Origin of the sequence: Pedobacter boryungensis, assembly GCF_013204825.1 — a bacterium.
GTDB classification, from domain to species: domain Bacteria; phylum Bacteroidota; class Bacteroidia; order Sphingobacteriales; family Sphingobacteriaceae; genus Pedobacter; species Pedobacter boryungensis.
In genome coordinates this window covers 1,214,127-1,231,494 of sequence record NZ_JABMKV010000001.1, presented here as the reverse complement: position 1 = coordinate 1,231,494, position 17,368 = coordinate 1,214,127, and the positions used below count along the sequence as shown (strand labels likewise).

The following is a 17,368-nucleotide window of genomic DNA, read 5'->3' as shown; positions in this document are numbered from 1 at the left end:
TAACTTGCTAGCATGAACATAGAATTCAATAAAAATGAAGATGTAAACAAGCAATTGGTTTATGAGCTTAAAACCAGGCTTAAAAAAATATATGTAGGTGGAGGAGAAAAGAATGCGACAAAACAAAAGGAAAAAGGTAAACTTTTAGCCAGAGAACGTATTGATTATTTAAGAGATAAGGATACTGAATTTTTAGAAATTGGTTCATTTGCTGCAGATGGAATGTACATTGCAGAAGGAGGTTGTCCGAGTGCGGGAGTTGTAACAGGAATTGGTTATGTATCTGGCAGACAATGCATGATTGTTGCGAATGATGCTACGGTGAAAGCTGGGGCATGGTTTCCCATGACAGCGAAGAAAAACCTGAGAGCGCAAGAAATTGCAATGGAAAACAGACTGCCAGTAATTTATTTGGTAGATAGTGCAGGTGTTTATTTACCTATGCAAGATGAAATTTTCCCAGACAAAGAACATTTTGGAAGAATGTTTAGAAATAATTCATTAATGTCTGCCGAAGGAATTGTTCAGATTTCTGCAATTATGGGTTCTTGCGTAGCAGGCGGTGCATATTTGCCAATTATGAGCGATGAAGCGATGATTGTTGAGGGAACTGGATCGGTGTTTTTAGCTGGCTCATATTTAGTTAAATCGGCCATAGGCGAAGATATCGATAATGAAACCTTAGGCGGTGCAACAACGCATTGCGAAATATCTGGTGTTACCGATTATAAACACCCTAATGATAAAGCTTGTTTAGATAGCATTCGTACGTTAATGAGTATGTTAGGTGCGCCTGAAAATGCTGGTTTTGATCGAATTAAATCGGCTTTGCCAAAACTAGATGAGCAAGAATTATATGGTATTTTACCTGAAAACAGAGAGAAACCATATGATATGAGAGATATCATTTATCGTTTGGTAGATAATTCTGAATTTGAGGAGTACAAAGCGCTATTTGGACAAAGTATTATTTGTGGTTTAGCTCGAATTGATGGTTGGGCAGTAGGTATTGTGGCTAATCAACGGAAAGTGGTAAAATCTAAAAAAGGAGAAATGCAGTTTGGTGGGGTCATTTATTCAGATAGCGCTGATAAAGCCAGTCGATTTATAATGAACTGTAATCAAAAGAAAATTCCTTTGGTTTTTTTACAAGATGTAACTGGTTTTATGGTGGGAAGTAGGTCTGAGCAGGGCGGAATTATAAAAGATGGGGCAAAAATGGTAAATGCAGTTGCAAATTCTGTAGTACCTAAATTTACTATCGTTATAGGGAATTCTTATGGTGCTGGCAATTATGCTATGTGCGGAAAAGCTTATGATCCACGTTTAATTTACGCTTGGCCAAGTGCTAAAATAGCTGTAATGGGCGGTTCGCAAGCTGCAAAAGTATTATTGCAAATTCAAGAGGCATCGTTAAAAGCAAAAGGAGAAATTATTACTCCAGAAAAAGAGGCTGAATTATTAAATGAAATTACAGATAGGTACGATAGTCAAACTACGCCATACTATGCGGCTTCTCGCTTATGGGTAGATGGCATAATTGATCCAATAGAAACCAGAAAAGTGATTTCAATGGGTATTGAAGCCGCTAATCAGTCGCCAATAAAAAAAGCATTTAATGTCGGTATTATACAGACTTAAATTTAATTTACCGCAAATGAAAAAAAATATATTAATTCTGTTCTCTTTTTTTGCCGTGTTAAGTTTAAAAGCTCAAGTCGCACCAGTTTATTTTTATGGTAATCAAGTAACTACAGATAGAAATAAAGCTACTTCTTATGCAATTTATGGAAAGTTAAGTGCTGAAAATATATGGACATTTAAACGATATGATTTATATGATAATCTTATACAAACTGGTTCTTATGAAGATGAAACTTTGAGTACACCTCATGGGAATTTTAATTTCTATATGGATATTCAAACGTTTAACGATTTTCACAACACAAAGTTTAAGCTAAAAGGTAAAACTAGATTTTTAAGTCAGCAAGGAAATTTTGTACATGGAGTTGAACAAGGAAAATGGATGGTTTATTATCCGGATGGGAATGTTTTAAGTACTCAAAATTATGTGAATGGCGAGTTAAGTGGAGAATCTAAAACATTTGATAAATTTGGCAATGTAGAGGAGGGTGGAAACTATATAAATGGAAAAAAAGACGGAGAATGGATTTCTATGGAAGGTACACGAAAAGATTTGTACGATAATGGAGTGTTAAAATCCAGCATTTTGATAAAACAAAACCGAAAAGAGAAGCGAACTACTAATCAATAAATTATGAAAAAACATTCCCTCAGTATAGTCCTATCATTCATAGTGTCATTTAGTTTTGCGCAAAATTCAGCTTCAATTCATCAGCAAGCAATTGTGGTTGATACACATGGTGATATATTGTTTAACCAAATAAAATCTGGAATTGATATTGGAAGATTGCAAAAAACCGGAAATTTTGATTTAGTGAGAGCTAAACAAGGTGGACTTGATGTTCAGGTTTTTTCCATTTGGTGTGATGAAAATGGTGGTTATTCTGTTGCAAATCAGGAAATAGATTCTTTATTCAGCTTAATAAAAAGGTACCCAAATAAGATCGCTTTAGCCAAAAATGCTTCCGAATTAGAGCAGGCTATCGCTGCAAAAAAAATGGTAGCCATGATAGGAGTAGAAGGCGGTCATATGATTGAGAATAGTTTGGAGAATTTAGAGAAATTAGCTCAAAGAGGGATGATTTATTTAACACTAACCTGGAATAATAGCACACCTTGGGCAAGTTCTGCGGCAGAAGAAACTTCAGGAAAAGTAAAGCCAGAAAATGCAGGTTTAAATGATTTTGGAAAACAAGTAGTACGTAAAATGAACGAATTAGGTGTACTTGTAGATCTTTCTCATGTTGGCGTTAAAACTTTTTTTGATGCAATTAAAGAATCTAAAAAACCTGTATTGGTATCACACAGTTGTGTATATGCTTTGAATCCTGTTGCGAGAAATTTAAATGATGAACAAATAAAAGCTGTTGGCAAAAATGGAGGAGTAATTTCCCTTAATTTCTATAGCGGATTTTTAGATTCGACTTTTAATACAAAACAGAAATTATTCTTTAGCAAATACGATAACGAATTAAAAGCATTAAGCTCAAAATATGGTCGTAGTAATGCAATTGATACTTTAATTTCTTTGCATAAAACAGATGCTGATGCGACACGTCCATCTATCGAATTGTTAATTGATCACATCGATTACATCGTTAAAATGATTGGGATTGATCATGTGGGATTAGGGGCAGATTTTGATGGCGCAGAATCATTTCCATTAGGTATAGATGGTGTAGCAGATTATCCAAAAATAACCTCAGCTTTGCTTAAAAGAGGGTATAAGCCAAATGAAATTACTAAAATTTTAGGCGGTAATTTTTTAAGAATTCTTAAAGCCAATAAAGGCAAATAATTACAATTGGTAGAAGGTTTATTCTTTTTACTTTCGGCTTGCTATTCGGCTTTGCCCTTTCCAATTTAAAGCTTAAATTTGCATTATTAACATAAAAAAATGTCTCAAGAACAAGAAATAGAACATGTAAAGTGTTTAATCATCGGCTCTGGTCCAGCAGGATATACAGCCGCAATTTATGCAGCCCGTGCAGATTTAAAACCCGTTATGTATACAGGAATGGAAATGGGTGGTCAGTTAACCCAAACTACAGATGTAGATAATTTTCCGGGTTATCCTGATGGGATTATGGGTCCAGAAATGATGGAAGACTTTAGAAAACAGGCAGAACGTTTCGGAACTCAAATTAGGTTCGGTTATGTAAGTTCTGTAGATTTTTCTGCATTGCCGCATAAAGTAGTAGTTGATGAAATTAAAACTATTACTGCAGATACTGTAATTATAGCAACAGGAGCAACTGCAAAATGGTTGGGTTTACCAAGCGAACAAAAATACAATGGTTTTGGTGTTTCAGCTTGTGCAGTGTGCGATGGCTTCTTTTTTAAAGGTCAGGACGTAGCCATTGTAGGCGCTGGAGATACTGCTGCAGAAGAAGCTACTTATTTAGCTAAATTGTGTAATAAAGTATATATGTTAGTGCGTAGAGATGAGTTTCGTGCTTCAAAAGCAATGGTTCATCGCGTGCTAAATACGCCAAATATTGAAGTGATCTACAATACAGAAACCACCGAAATTATGGGTAATGGTAAAAACGTAACAGGTGTTTGCGTATTTAATCACAAAACAAAAGAATCTAAAATTATTGATGTAGAAGGATTTTTTGTGGCAATTGGTCATAAGCCAAATACTGATATTTTTAAAGGTTGGTTAGATATGGATGATACTGGTTATTTGAAAACTACTCCAGGTACTTCTAAAACAAATATAGAAGGCGTTTTTGCTTGTGGTGATGTACAAGATCATTATTATCGTCAAGCAGTTACAGCTGCGGGTTCTGGTTGTATGGCTGCATTAGATGCAGAACGCTATTTAGCTGCAAAAGAGCATCATGTAGTAGCTTAAGGTTTTTTTAATTTTATAAATGTAAAGCTTCCCAATAATTGGGGAGCTTTTTTTATGACGCTTCAAGTTTATAGCTAAAATTTACTACTAAATTTTATATCTTAGGCAGACAAACACATGAATTTAGTATGAAACGAATTTTTTTACTTTTTGTAGCCACACTTACTGCTGTCCACAGTTTTGCACAAACCGATGCAAACATGGGTATTATTCCAGCACCTGTTTCCATTAAAAAAAACAATGGAACTTTTGAATTAGATAAAACAGTAACCTTAATTAGTAACGAAATTGCGAATGCTAAAACTGCAGATTTACTGAATGCTTTTATTGTGACTAAAGGAGGTTTTGCATTAAGAGAGGCAAAATCTGCAACTGTAGGACAAAAATCCATTATATTAACATCTGCAGGTGCTGAGAAATTACCAGCAGAAGGATATCTCATAAATATTTCTCCTACTCAAATTAAAGTAACTGGAACTGGAGCAGGCTTATTTTATGCAGCGCAATCGTTAATGCAGTTAATGCCTGAAAAAAAGAATGATAAAATAACAATTCAAACTGCAGAAATAAACGATTATCCGCGTTTTAAGTATCGTGGAATGCACTTAGATGTAGGCCGCCATTTTTTTCCGGTTTCTTTTGTTAAAAAATATATCGACTTAATGGCTCAATATAAATTGAACAATTTTCACTGGCACTTAACAGAAGATCAAGGTTGGAGAATTGAAATTAAAAAATATCCTAAACTAACTTCTGTTGGATCAAGTAGAAATGGTACAATTATAGGAAATTATCCAGGTACAGGTGGAACAGATAACGAAGTTTATAAAGGTTTTTATACACAAGAAGAAGTTAAGCAAGTAGTTGCATACGCTGCATCCAAATTTATTAATGTGGTGCCAGAAATAGAAATGCCTGGTCACAGTTCGGCAGCTATTGCAGCTTATCCAGAATTAAGTGCTTTTCCAGATAAAGATACATTTATCGGTGAAAAAACACCTTGGAGTGGCGATAGAAAAGGAAAACAAGTACAGCAAACTTGGGGTGTTTTTGATGATGTTTATGTGCCAACTGAAAACACGTTCAAATTTTTAGAAAATGTATTGGATGAAGTATTAGTGTTATTCCCATCAAAATATATTCACATTGGGGGAGATGAATCGCCTAAAGAATATTGGAAACAATCTGCCTTTTGCCAGCAATTTATAAAAGATAATAACTTAAAGGATGAACATGGTTTGCAAAGTTATTTTATCCAGCGTATTGAAAAATATCTAAATTCAAAGGGCCGTTCTATTATTGGATGGGATGAAATTTTAGAAGGAGGTTTGGCACCAAATGCAACTGTAATGTCGTGGAGAGGGGAACAAGGTGGAATTGAAGCTGCAAAACAAAATCACGATGTAATTATGACACCTGGTTCTGCTGGTTTATATTTCGATCATAAACAATCTATATCTACAGACGAACCATTGACTATCGGTGGTTTAGCTCCATATACAAAATCTTATGCGTACGATCCTGTTCCAAAAGAATTAAGCGCTGATCAACAAAAACATGTGATTGGTGTTCAGGCAAATATTTGGACAGAATACATGGAAACTCCTGCTAAGGTAGAATACATGATTTTGCCTAGAATTTTCTCTTTATCAGAAATTGCTTGGAGTCAAGTGGCTAGAAAAGATGTTAAGAATTTTACCGAAGAGAGAGTGCCTTTGCATTTAACTCGTATCGACAAAACATCAACTAATTACTGGGTGCCTACACCAATAGGTCAGAATGAAAAAGTATTGAATGGTGAAAACATAACAATTGACTTGAAAGCGCCAATGGCGGGATCTAAAATATTTTACACCTTAGATGGATATCGCCCATCAGAAACGGCTACAGAATATACTAGCTCTTTTAAGGTGATTGTTCCTCAAGGTCAAAAGAAAACCCTTAAAACCATTGTAATTACACCAAGTGGAAAAAGAAGTGTAGTTACTGAAACAATACTAAATAATGGTGCTCCAGACGTGAAAACCAAATAAGAATAACTTAAACATTAAGAAGTTAGGATAAAGATGTTCTAACTTCTTAATGATAGTATAAAAATAATTACTCATTTAAGAATGATATAAGAATCATGAAAGCTATTAAATTAGGATTTTTTGCCTTAGCCAGTATTTTATTCATTGCAGCTTGCACTAATAATGATCAACCAGCAATCGTTGCGAAAACAGCAGCTACACCAAAATCTGTAAATCCTTTTCCATTTTACAAAAGCATAGAAATTAAACCTGGTTATCACTTTGAAGTGGTGAGTTGGGGTAAGGGAGTTGATACATTAGGTGGATATTTATTATTAATGTCTGACTCGATTAAAAATAATTATAAATCGATTTCAATTGAGCGTAAAGGAATTATTACTGATGCTTGGAATATGGATTTAGATAATGATGGAAACCCTGAACTTTACATTCAATATGTGGCTAGGAAAAATGTGAATGATTTAAATGTTTACGAATTTGCTGGTAATAGCTTCGATAAAATTAGTTTTCCAGGGTTAAATAGCGACCTTAAAAAGGGTTATCAAGGAAATGACAAATTCTTTATCAAAAATGGAGATTTATTTCGCTCTGTGCCAGTTGTGACTACCGATAGCGGTAAAACATCTACTGTAATCAAGACAATTCAATACCAATTGAGAGGAAATAGTTTTTCAACAAGTGAAGTTAAACCTGAATAATTTTAGTTTTTGAACGTTATTTCTTATCTGAATTTATACTTAACCTAGAACTCATCTTTGGTATTTATTCATTTCTGATCTAATAAAATCGTCCCATCTACTTTGAGCTTCTAAATCAGAGCCATGTTTGGTTTCATTATCATAACGGTTTTGTAGATTGTTGTAATAGGCGCTTACCTTATTTGCATTAACCTGAATTAATCTTTTATAGTTACTGGGTGTATATTTTTGATTTCGAATTTGAATTTCACCTTCTTTTAATAATAAAAAGTTAATGTAAACATGGCCTTGTTCATGATTTAATAATTGCCTGCTCACTTTTCTATTACTGATTCGCTCTTGTTTTACCCAAGATTTTTCTGGAACAACGCCTGCAGAAAACTTAAAATCGATATGGAGATGATTGTCTCTTACAGTTGCGTTATAACTGTAATGCCAAGTCGTAGCAGTTTCTGCAGCGAATGCCGAATGTTCATCAGGTTGTGCTTTAAAATGAGTGTCCCAATCGATTTGTTCAGGATACACTTCCTGCTGCGTTTTAAAACTGCTAAAAAATAGCACTGCCGAAATGATAATTATTTTAACGTAAATGGATGTTCCGTTCTTCATTTGATAATATAGAACGAAAGCCGTGCCAATTTATTCTTGTTCGTGAAACTGTCCGCTAATGCGTTCAAATTTTTCAATTAACAAGGCAATCCTTTCTTTATCCTTTTTAATTACAGCTTTTCGTACCAAAGTAGAACAGAAAATCATCCAACCAAAACTTATAACGACAAATAAAATTTGTACCCATAAATCCAAGTGGCCTAAAATTTCGAAGAAGTAAAGTGTCATTCCTAAAGAAAGCGCAATTGCATAAAACCAATATAGACGGTTATACAAACTAAAGCGATTTAATTGATAGAGCTTAAGCTTTTCAATAAATTCATTAGGATTTACAGTGAAATCGCTTTTAGAAATGATGCGATAGTTATTGTATAAAATCACTGTATACACAGCAACAGCGATAATAATAATGCTAATTCCAGCGTGAGTTGTCCAAGACTGAAAATCAAAAAATAACCATAATGCAGCAACTGCTAGAAAAGAAAATGCCATACCCGCTATATTCAATAGCGATTTAGTACGCATACTACTTACTTCTTTTTTAGCTTGCTTCAACATTTCATCGGCAGATATTGTTACATCAACCTTATGCGTAGCCCAAAGCGCTTCTATATGATCAAATTCTTGCATTCTGATTGTATAATTCGGTCAATTTTTGTTTAATACGATGAATTTTTACTCTTAAATTCCCTTCGCTAATCCCTGATATTTCTGCAATTTCATTGTATGGCAATTCATCCAAAACCATAGTAATAATCAAACGATCATTTTCTTCTAATTTTGAAATTGATTTATAAAGCAAAGCGACTTGCTCATTCTTTTCAGAAAACTCTTCAACTCTGTTCTCTATAATGTTTTCTGTAAGTTCATCTTTAGCTTGCCTTTTTTCCGATCTCAAATAAGTTAAACAAGTGTTTACGGCAATACGATAAATCCAAGTAGAGATTAACGATTTATTTCTAAACTTATCGAGATTTTGCCAAACCTTTAAAAAAGTTTCTTGTAAAAGGTCGTTCGCAGAATCTTTATCGCCTGTGTAACCATAGCATAAGTGAAAAATCTTCTTAGAGTTTTTGTCGAAAATTTCTTTAAATAATACGTCTTTTTGGCTCACTTATTTGGTGTTGATAATCTATGGTTAGATGTTAGAAATTTAGTTTTGTTACGGTTTCAAATATGTAAAATAAGTAATGCTTTATCAACATTGTTTAGAGAATAATTTTATTATTGTAGTTTTACGGTTTGAAAAATAGCTAAATCTAACCAATGTCTAATAAAAACAAACTTACGCTCTTTATTTTCATCGCACTTATTTTAGGTGTGGTAGTAGGTTATTATTTAAATGTAAATAATTTCAGCAAAAATAATAATGCAATTGTTGGCGCAGATGCACAAGTAAAAAAGATTGAAATTCAGATGGGCAATCTTACCGATACAACGGTAAGTGAATATGCAGTACTGAAAGCTCAAAAAGCAGATCAAGTTAAAATTCGCAAAGAGAATGAAACCGTTAGGGAAAAAAAACTTGAGCCATTTACCTTATTAAGCGATATTTTTCTTCGTTTAATAAAAATGATTGTAGCGCCTTTAGTTTTTACAACTTTGGTTGTAGGGGTAGCTAAAGTAGGTGATATTAAAGCTGTAGGCCGCATCGGCGGAAAAACAATGTTATGGTTTATCAGCGCATCGCTAATGTCGTTACTACTAGGAATGCTATTGGTAAATATTTGGAAACCAGGCGAAGCTATGAATCTTCCATTACCAAGTAGTCATACTGAAACTGGAATTAAGGCCACCGCATTATCGGTAAAAGATTTCATCTCGCATATCGTACCTAAAAGTTTTGCCGAATCAATGGCTACTAACGAGATTTTACAGATTGTAATTTTCTCTTTATTTTTTGGTGTCGCAACTGCGGCAATTGGTGAAAAAGGAAAAGTAGTAATTGAATTTTTTGATTCAGTAGCGCACATAGTTTTAAAAGTTACAGGTTATGTAATGAATTTTGCACCTTTTGCGGTATTTGGAGCAATGGCAGCAATTGTTGCGAAACAAGGAATTAGTGTGTTGTCAACTTATGCTTTATTTATAGGCGAATTTTATTCTGGAATGCTCATTTTATGGATATTGCTAATTTTAATTGGCTATCTCATCTTGAAGAAAAGAATATTTAACTTGATGAATAGGATGAAAGAACCGATTATGTTAGCTTTTAGTACAGCTAGTAGTGAGGCTGCTTATCCTAGAACGATGTTGCAACTGGAGCGTTTTGGTTGTAAAGACAAAATTGTAAGCTTTGTTTTACCATTGGGATATTCATTCAACCTTGATGGTTCGATGTTATACATGACCTTTGCTTCAATATTTATTGCGCAGTGTTACGGCATACATTTGCCGCTAGACAAACAGTTAACCATGTTGCTGATTTTAATGTTGACAAGTAAAGGTATTGCAGGTGTGCCACGTGCTTCATTGGTTGTAATTGCTGGTACAATTGCTACATTTAATATTCCTGAAGCAGGCTTAGCCTTATTAATTGGTATCGATCCATTGTTGGATATGGGCAGATCAGCAACTAACGTTGTTGGAAATAGCATTGCAACAGCAGTAGTTAGTAAATGGGAAGGTGAATTGACTGGTCCATTAGATTAATTCAAAATATAGTATAGACATGACGAGTAGAGGGAAAAAAATATTTTTATTTTTATCAGTTGTAGTTCCATTTTTAATTTATTGCATTGTGTATTATGCGCCGATTATTCGGAATGCGCCATTTAAAGCAAAGGAATTTGTTTCGTTAGAATATAAGTGGGGAGTTGGAACCAATTTGGAAAACTCTTATAATTCGGCAACAGGCGAATACAGATATTTAAATGATAAAGATTCGTTAATTATTAAGCATGTGGAACTTAATGCTAGAGATAAGAAATTTTTAGATAGCAACGCAGATGAACAGGGTTTTTGGAATTTACCAGATATTGTTGCAAATAATGAAAATGATGTAAAAAATTCTAAAGCACCGCGTTATTTCATGAAATTCAATTATCAAAAAAAATCAAAAGAAGTTACTTATTTATCGGATTTTGAAGGTAATATACGAATGAAAAATGCAGCTGTACAGATGCAGAAAATCATTGAGCAAAGTATTATAGATGCTGAAGAAAGACAGAGAAAATAATTTTTCTAATAAGAATTGAGCTAATTATCCCATTTTCTAATTCTTCTACTAATATGGCTTTTAACATTAAAAAAAACTTATCTCTGATAGCAACTGTTGCCGTGATTTTAATTATAGCAATGGTAGGTTATTATTTAGTGAGTTTAAAAAAAGCACCTTATCCTGTGACTGATTTCGAATCATTTACCTATAAATGGGGCGTTGGAGATACTTTGTCAAATTCTTATTCTTCTACAGATGGAAACTATCAGTATATAAACAATAGAGATTCGGTAATTAAAACTCATGTTAAATTGCGTGCTAATGATATGATCTTTATTCACAATAAAATTAATGAATTAGGATTATGGAATTTGCCAGAAGTTATTGGCAAAAAAGTATCAAACTCCAAATCGCCAGTCTACGATTTACAATTTTACTATAAAGAGAAATCTAAAAGAATACTTATTTACAGCGATTTTGAGGGTAATATTCAATTGCTAGATTCTGCTATGCAGATCAAAAATATAGTTCAACAAGCTATAGATGAGGTAGAAAGCCGATATAACAACTAATATTCTAAGTATTACAAAATTTGTTTTTTTAACGCCATTGTCGTAAGTTTACGATACAATCGTAATATGGAAAAGTTAACATTACAAGAGGAAGAAGCAATGCTTGCAGTTTGGCAAGTTGGAAAAGGATTTATAAAAGACTTTATGGATGCCTTGTCAGACCCAAAACCTCCGTATACCACTTTAGCATCAACTATTAAAAATCTAGAACGTAAGGGATTTTTAAAAAGCGAAAAATTTGCAAATGCCTATCGTTATAGTGCAAAAGTGAAAGAAACTGATTATAAAAAGCGTTTTATGACTGGGTTTGTAGATAACTATTTTCAAAGTTCTTATAAGGAACTAGTTGCTTTTTTTGCTAAGGATAAAAAGATAAGTGCAGAAGAATTGAAAGAGATTATCAATTTGATTGAGAACCCTGATAAATAGATTAGCTATGCCAGCTTTGTTGTTGATTTTATTGAAAATTAATTTGGTGCTATTGCTTTTTGCTGCAGCTTATTATCTTGTTTTACGTCGACTCACCTTTTATACCATCAATCGTATTTTTTTAGTATTAGGAATAATTTTTTCTACGATTTATCCTTTTATTAATCTTACCGATTTTTTTCACAGACAAGAACAAGTTAATCCAAATGTAGCTGCATTAGTACCAAAGGTAGATATGAATGCATTGATTCAGAATAATGTAATACTAGATTATTGGAAAATTATACTTATTCTATTCTATGTTGGCGTCGTTTTTATGGCATTAAGATTAATTGCTCAATTTATTTCACTTTACCGCGTACACCAGAAATCAAAACCTGGTTCAGTTAAAGATCTTTCAGTTAGAATTTTAGATGAACAAGTAAGTCCATTTTCCTTTTGGCAAACGGTTTATGTAAATCCAGAAATACACTCGACTGATGAATTGGATACTATTTTGGCTCATGAACAAATCCATGTGAAAGAATGGCATACGCTTGATATCATTTTAGCTGAAATTAGTGTGGTTTTTTATTGGTTTAATCCTGGTGTTTGGTTGATGAAAAAAGCAATTAAAGAGAACATTGAATTTATTACTGATGCTAGAATTGTAAAAAAAGGAATCGATAAAAAATCTTATCAATATAGTTTGTTAGGAGTTGGTAGTTTGCAACCAAGTGTAGCTTTGGTTAATAATTTTAACTTATCCGATTTAAAAAAGAGAATTAAAATGATGAATGCAAAACGTTCATCGCCTAAAAAATTAGTGATATATGCATTAATTTTGCCTGCACTCTTAATTACATCGTTAGCATTTACTATTTCTAAAAAAGAAGTTAAGCAACATTTAATGCCTCTTGAAAGGGTTTTAATAAACGCAAATCTAATGGAGAAATCAGCACCAGATTTAACTTTAACTACTCAAAAGGTTGTAAGCAAAAAGAAGATAAATGAAAGAAAACCGATAAGTATTACTATTGATACAGCTCATAAGCTCCAGAATTTTATTTTTATAAAAACGATCTCTATTAACACTGATTCTACAAACTTAGGGTTACAGCAGGGTGATGAAAAAATTGTGGAAGGATTTGCTTTAAAAAGTGATAATCCTAGTTCGATTGAAGATATTAAAATTAAACTAAAAGGGACAGCAATTGGACCTAACGTAGCTGTAAATGATGTTAATATTACTCCCATAAATGCTACGAATGTAACAGTTATGGGTTTTAGTATACCTAAAACTTCGGAGGCTCAAAAAACTTTTTTTAGGAGTAGGAATGGTCAAAAAGTAGATACCGTTAAATCGACTATTAAATTTTTGTATGTGCTTGATGGTAAAAAGGTTGATGAAAAGGAATTCAATAAAATCAATCCAGATCAAATTAAAAATATAACTGTAAAGAAGCAGGAAGATAAGATGGCTGAGATTACTGTTGTGGGTAAAAGCAGTAGAATAAAGTAATACTAATCCATGATTCAATTATCATAAAAAAGCCCCTAACTAAAAGTTACAGGGCCTTCAACTAATTACTAACTATATACTTGGTTTTATTATTTTCTCTTAGATCTAAAAACTAAATGTAGCTTTCATCATTGCAACTCGACCAGGAATATAATATGTGCCTGATGAGAAAGAGTTTGCAGAAAGATAATTAGCTTCAAACTTTTTAATATTCGCTAAATTGGTTATTCCAAATTCTAAGTCTGTTTTTAGTTTTTGGAATTTATATCTCATGTTGAAATCAGCGAAAATATATTTTAAGTCTGGTTGGGTAGATTGATGGGTAAATATATGTTCTGCAGATAAGGTCATAAACACACTTTTAAATGCTGTTGCAGTAATCGAAGATTGTTGTCTTAACTGTTGATTATTGTTTTTAATAGCATTTATTTTCGATGTTTTATTCGTGCTTATTGAATAAGTTGCGTTATAAGACCAATTAATAAAGTTATTTATCTTAGAATCTAGACCAACATTGTAAGTAGTGCTTTGAGATGTAAATGGCAATAATTCATTGTTTTGTAATTGCTCAAAGGTGCTTTGGTTAAAACCAACGCCAGCATTTATTGTACTTCTAATATTAAAAAGATATTTACTAGCATTAGCACTAAACGATAAACTATTCATGTCATTCACATAAGGCAAAACGATTCTTTGTTGTATTGAATTGCTAATCGTGTAAGAAGAAATGGTGTTTACCGTTGATGTTGAGTAATTAGCATTTAAATTAAAGAAAAACATCTGCATTGCTTTCCTAAAACTAAAAGCTGCCCCAATATTTTGTGATTTTCTTTCCGAGATTGGTGCATCGTTTGCAAAAAGTGAACGATAATTTTTTAAAATGGTACCACGATAAATATCATCAATTCCACCTAAATTATTATTAAAAGAATAATTGGCTGTAACATAATTCTCAATTCCTGTTTGATATTTTACACTTAAAGATGGATTTACAAAAAACTTATCTAAACTTTTGTCCAAATCTTTTGCTTTGTCTTCATAATTAATTAGGTTATAACTAATTGGTAATCCTAAACTTGCTTTAAATTTCCCAAAGTTATATTCATAAGTTGCATCAGTATATAGTTTCGTTTTAAGCCAATCTAAATTGTTGGTCATTTGCGAAGAAACTAATTCTGTAGTCTGATTATTTTGAACACGATATAATTCTGAATTTAATTCATGCTGCTGAACATTAAATCCCAACCTGTAAGTTTGAGTAAATTTATTGCCTACAAATGCAAAAGAGGTATAGTTATTTGTGTATAAAGTTGGTAATTTAACGTACTGGTTTAATCCTGCATACGGATTTCCATTATTTAAAATTGCTTCATTTAATCCAGGATTAATCGTTAAAACTTCTGGTTGCGTTAATTTACTGATGAAGGAATAAAAGTTAAATGTATTATCAGATTTAAGCTTTTTTCTGTAATTCAATTCATTAGAAATATCGAAATTTTCTTGTTTTAAGAATTGATTTGCACCAATGCCGTTAGTTACAACTCCAGAATTTGTTCTCGTTGTACCGTAATTAACGGTTAAATTATCATTGAAATAATACTTATCTGCATTTGCGAGTACGTTGAATTTAGCCTGTAATTTCTGTGGGTTAATCGCATTCTCTTGAAGTTCATTATATGTGATTGTTTGTCCAGATAAATAAGTTTCAGAAAACTTACTATACTGCTGGTCTCGCTGATCATATAAATAAGAGATGTTCGCTCTTATCTGCAAATCCTCACTAAATTTGTAAAGATTGTTCAAATTTGCTAAGCCAGCGCTATTAAAAAGTGTTCTTTTTTGAGGTAGGGTAGGTACACCAGCAGCACCAGCAGAAAGAAAACTACTAGGTTTGTCATTGCCATTATTTCCACCAAAAAAAGAAGTTAAATCTATACCTGGGTCAACACCAATATTGTTTCCTTTAATGTTGTTAATGAACTTTGCTTTTTTCTTAAATAGCATCGCATTGGCATTTCCATCAAACCTATTAGGAGTTCCAGCCCCAGCTTTAATATCTCCCATTACTTTAATTTTCGCTTCTTCTTTGATCACTAAATTTAAGGCTACATCCTCGCTCATGTTGTTTTTTCGCAACATTTTAATTGGTTGGTCTTTTTCTATTACCTGTACTTTATCAACTGCTCCATGCGGAATACTTTTAGTGCCAATAGAATATTTATCATCTAAAACATTGTCTCCATCAATATACAAGGCCGAAATTGGTTTTCCATTATAACTCACTTTTCCATTTTCTTCTACAGTAATACCTGGCATTTTTCTCAATACATCCCCAATACTCCTGTCTTGTTTATCCGCAAAATCAGATGTTTTATAGTTTAAAGTATCACCATTTAAAGTGAGTGTTGGCTTATTTTTAACTTCCACAGTTTTAAGAGTGGTTTCGCTTTCCTGTAAAATTAAATCGTAACTTTTGTTGAGGTCTGTAATTTCAATTGCTTTCCTTGTATAACCTATGCTTGTCGCCTCAACTGTTAAACCTTTGTTTTCTTCAGAAAAAGATAAAGTGTACTCGCCCTTATCATTGGTTCTCGTAAAGCTTAAAATGTTACCTGTTACATCTTTTAAATTAATACTTGCAGATAGTATAGGTGCACCTTTAGCATCTTTCACTTTTCCTTTTAGCTGTTTTTGCGCATAGGCGGATGCAATGCCCACTAAAAAGAAGAGCAAAGTAATTATATAATACTTTTTCATCTGTTTATTATTTTTTGATGATGAAACTATCATGTTTTTGATATCATAGCCTAACGACTTGTGAAAATCATGATAGTTTCATTTGTGTGTTTGTTTGGTTAGGAATTACTGGAGCTATTTATTTTCTGGTAGCTCTATTGGGTTGTTGATCACTACTTTGTTAGTAATTGGAATATTAGACGCAACTTTGAAACTGCGAGATACGCCCATTTGTACACCCTGCGCTGCCATTTGTGCATTCATAAAACCTTGAGGATCCTTATCTCTTGCTTCTTTTAATTTGTCAATTTCTTTTCTAGTCGTTTTAATTGCGTCTGCTGGAAGTTTAATTTCGCTACCTAAATATGAATTACCATCCATACCCATAATATTTACCACACTATTTGAGCCATTTGGGCCTATGATTTTAGGTAGTCCATCTTTTTCGACTGCTTTTGCTTCTTCTGGTATAACATTATCCATTCCTGCAAATAGAAATTGAACTTCTTTTTTCTCGTCATAAGCTTCAATAATTAATCCAGGTAAGCCATTTAATTTCCATGGTCCACTTTGAAATGGCAGATCGGTAGCATACCAAGCAATCCAATTTCTACCTTTAAAATATGCAGTAGCTTTTTGACATTTTACGCCTGAAAAACTAAGGGTATCTTTTGAAAGTTTCCAATTTATTTTTGGTGCTTCTTCTTCTATTAAGTAATTGTTGAACAGTCGTTCTTTAGTTATGAATTTGTTTTCCTTTGCAAAAAAGAAATAATCTAATAAACTAGATGATTTTGGTGGTGCGCCATCAATTTTTATACTAAAAGTACCACTACCTGCTTGGTTTTTCATTTGCTCTTGAATTTGCTTTTTCGTTTCTAGTTCACGATTGATTTTATCATAACTCGTAAATACAGAAGCATTTTTTCCAATTACCAACAACATATTTTCGGTAAATGGTTTATCTCGCTGTGTAGTATCTTGAATATGACTAAATGTGTATTTTACCCTAGCTAGGGCTTTGTCAGGATTTTGAGCTAATGCAATTGAACTTATTGTAAAAGCTAAAAGTGTAGTGAAAAGTGTTTTCATGTTGTTCTTTGGTTTATGTCAATTAATTATTCGT

Annotated in this window: 16 protein-coding genes; 11 read left to right on the top strand and 5 right to left on the bottom strand. The window is 32.8% G+C overall.

What is annotated here, in order from left to right; translation table 11 throughout:
• Positions 1-12 precede the first annotated feature (12 nt).
• The 6 genes from HQN85_RS05325 to HQN85_RS05300 all read left to right on the top strand — a co-directional run bounded on the left by HQN85_RS05325 (position 13) and on the right by HQN85_RS05300 (position 7,235).
• On the top strand, positions 13-1,641 hold the full coding sequence (locus HQN85_RS05325) for an acyl-CoA carboxylase subunit beta (RefSeq protein WP_173269597.1): 1,629 nt from the start codon (positions 13-15) through the stop codon (positions 1,639-1,641).
• A gap of 16 nt (positions 1,642-1,657) precedes the next feature.
• On the top strand, positions 1,658-2,275 hold the full coding sequence (locus tag HQN85_RS05320; protein ID WP_173269595.1) for a toxin-antitoxin system YwqK family antitoxin: 618 nt from the start codon (positions 1,658-1,660) through the stop codon (positions 2,273-2,275).
• Positions 2,276-2,278: 3 nt separating this feature from the next.
• Positions 2,279-3,442 (top strand): dipeptidase, encoded by a 1,164-nt coding sequence (locus tag HQN85_RS05315; protein WP_173269592.1) that lies wholly within the window; start codon positions 2,279-2,281, stop codon positions 3,440-3,442.
• Positions 3,443-3,541: 99 nt separating this feature from the next.
• Entirely contained in the window at positions 3,542-4,504 is a 963-nt protein-coding gene (gene trxB / locus HQN85_RS05310) for a thioredoxin-disulfide reductase (protein WP_173269588.1), read from the top strand.
• A 128-nt stretch (positions 4,505-4,632) separates the two neighbouring features.
• Positions 4,633-6,537: a beta-N-acetylhexosaminidase gene (locus HQN85_RS05305; RefSeq protein ID WP_173269585.1), complete on the top strand. Its 1,905-nt coding sequence runs from the start codon at positions 4,633-4,635 to the stop codon at positions 6,535-6,537.
• A gap of 95 nt (positions 6,538-6,632) precedes the next feature.
• Positions 6,633-7,235: a hypothetical protein gene (locus tag HQN85_RS05300; RefSeq protein WP_173269582.1), complete on the top strand. Its 603-nt coding sequence runs from the start codon at positions 6,633-6,635 to the stop codon at positions 7,233-7,235.
• A 51-nt stretch (positions 7,236-7,286) separates the two neighbouring features.
• On the opposite strand, the gene HQN85_RS05295 is transcribed toward HQN85_RS05300, so the two are convergent.
• Genes HQN85_RS05295 through HQN85_RS05285 form a run of 3 tightly spaced genes read right to left on the bottom strand, consistent with a single transcriptional unit; the run spans position 7,287 to position 8,958 of the window.
• The gene (locus HQN85_RS05295) at positions 7,287-7,844 is read right to left on the bottom strand and encodes a DUF922 domain-containing protein (RefSeq protein WP_173269580.1); all 558 of its coding nucleotides are present in this window, start codon (positions 7,842-7,844) and stop codon (positions 7,287-7,289) included.
• Between the two features lie 30 nt (positions 7,845-7,874).
• Positions 7,875-8,474 (bottom strand): hypothetical protein, encoded by a 600-nt coding sequence (locus HQN85_RS05290; RefSeq protein ID WP_173269577.1) that lies wholly within the window; start codon positions 8,472-8,474, stop codon positions 7,875-7,877.
• Positions 8,461-8,958, bottom strand: a complete 498-nt coding sequence (locus HQN85_RS05285; protein ID WP_173269574.1) for an RNA polymerase sigma factor — start codon at positions 8,956-8,958, stop codon at positions 8,461-8,463. Before HQN85_RS05285 ends, HQN85_RS05290 begins: the two co-directional genes overlap by 14 nt.
• A 152-nt stretch (positions 8,959-9,110) precedes the next feature.
• On the opposite strand from HQN85_RS05285, the gene HQN85_RS05280 reads away from it, so the two are divergent.
• The 5 genes from HQN85_RS05280 (at position 9,111) to HQN85_RS05260 (ending at position 13,506) form a co-directional block, all read left to right on the top strand.
• Positions 9,111-10,496, top strand: coding sequence for a dicarboxylate/amino acid:cation symporter (locus HQN85_RS05280; protein WP_173269571.1), 1,386 nt, complete (start codon positions 9,111-9,113; stop codon positions 10,494-10,496).
• Between the two features lie 19 nt (positions 10,497-10,515).
• Entirely contained in the window at positions 10,516-11,022 is a 507-nt protein-coding gene (locus HQN85_RS05275; RefSeq protein WP_173269568.1) for a hypothetical protein, read from the top strand.
• 53 nt (positions 11,023-11,075) lie between these two features.
• Positions 11,076-11,576, top strand: coding sequence for a hypothetical protein (locus HQN85_RS05270; protein WP_173269565.1), 501 nt, complete (start codon positions 11,076-11,078; stop codon positions 11,574-11,576).
• A gap of 66 nt (positions 11,577-11,642) precedes the next feature.
• Positions 11,643-12,005 carry a BlaI/MecI/CopY family transcriptional regulator gene (locus HQN85_RS05265; protein ID WP_173269563.1) on the top strand — a complete coding sequence of 121 codons (363 nt, stop codon included), beginning with the start codon at positions 11,643-11,645 and terminating at the stop codon, positions 12,003-12,005.
• The gene (locus HQN85_RS05260; protein WP_173269560.1) at positions 11,986-13,506 is read left to right on the top strand and encodes a M56 family metallopeptidase; all 1,521 of its coding nucleotides are present in this window, start codon (positions 11,986-11,988) and stop codon (positions 13,504-13,506) included. The genes HQN85_RS05265 and HQN85_RS05260 overlap by 20 nt, the downstream gene beginning before the upstream one ends.
• Before the next feature lie 105 nt (positions 13,507-13,611).
• Here the strand turns inward: HQN85_RS05260 and HQN85_RS05255 are convergent, their stop codons facing one another.
• Positions 13,612-16,263 carry a TonB-dependent receptor gene (locus tag HQN85_RS05255; RefSeq protein WP_173269557.1) on the bottom strand — a complete coding sequence of 884 codons (2,652 nt, stop codon included), beginning with the start codon at positions 16,261-16,263 and terminating at the stop codon, positions 13,612-13,614.
• A gap of 114 nt (positions 16,264-16,377) precedes the next feature.
• On the bottom strand, positions 16,378-17,334 hold the full coding sequence (locus HQN85_RS05250; protein ID WP_173269554.1) for a GLPGLI family protein: 957 nt from the start codon (positions 17,332-17,334) through the stop codon (positions 16,378-16,380).
• Between the last annotated feature and the right edge of the window lie 34 nt (positions 17,335-17,368).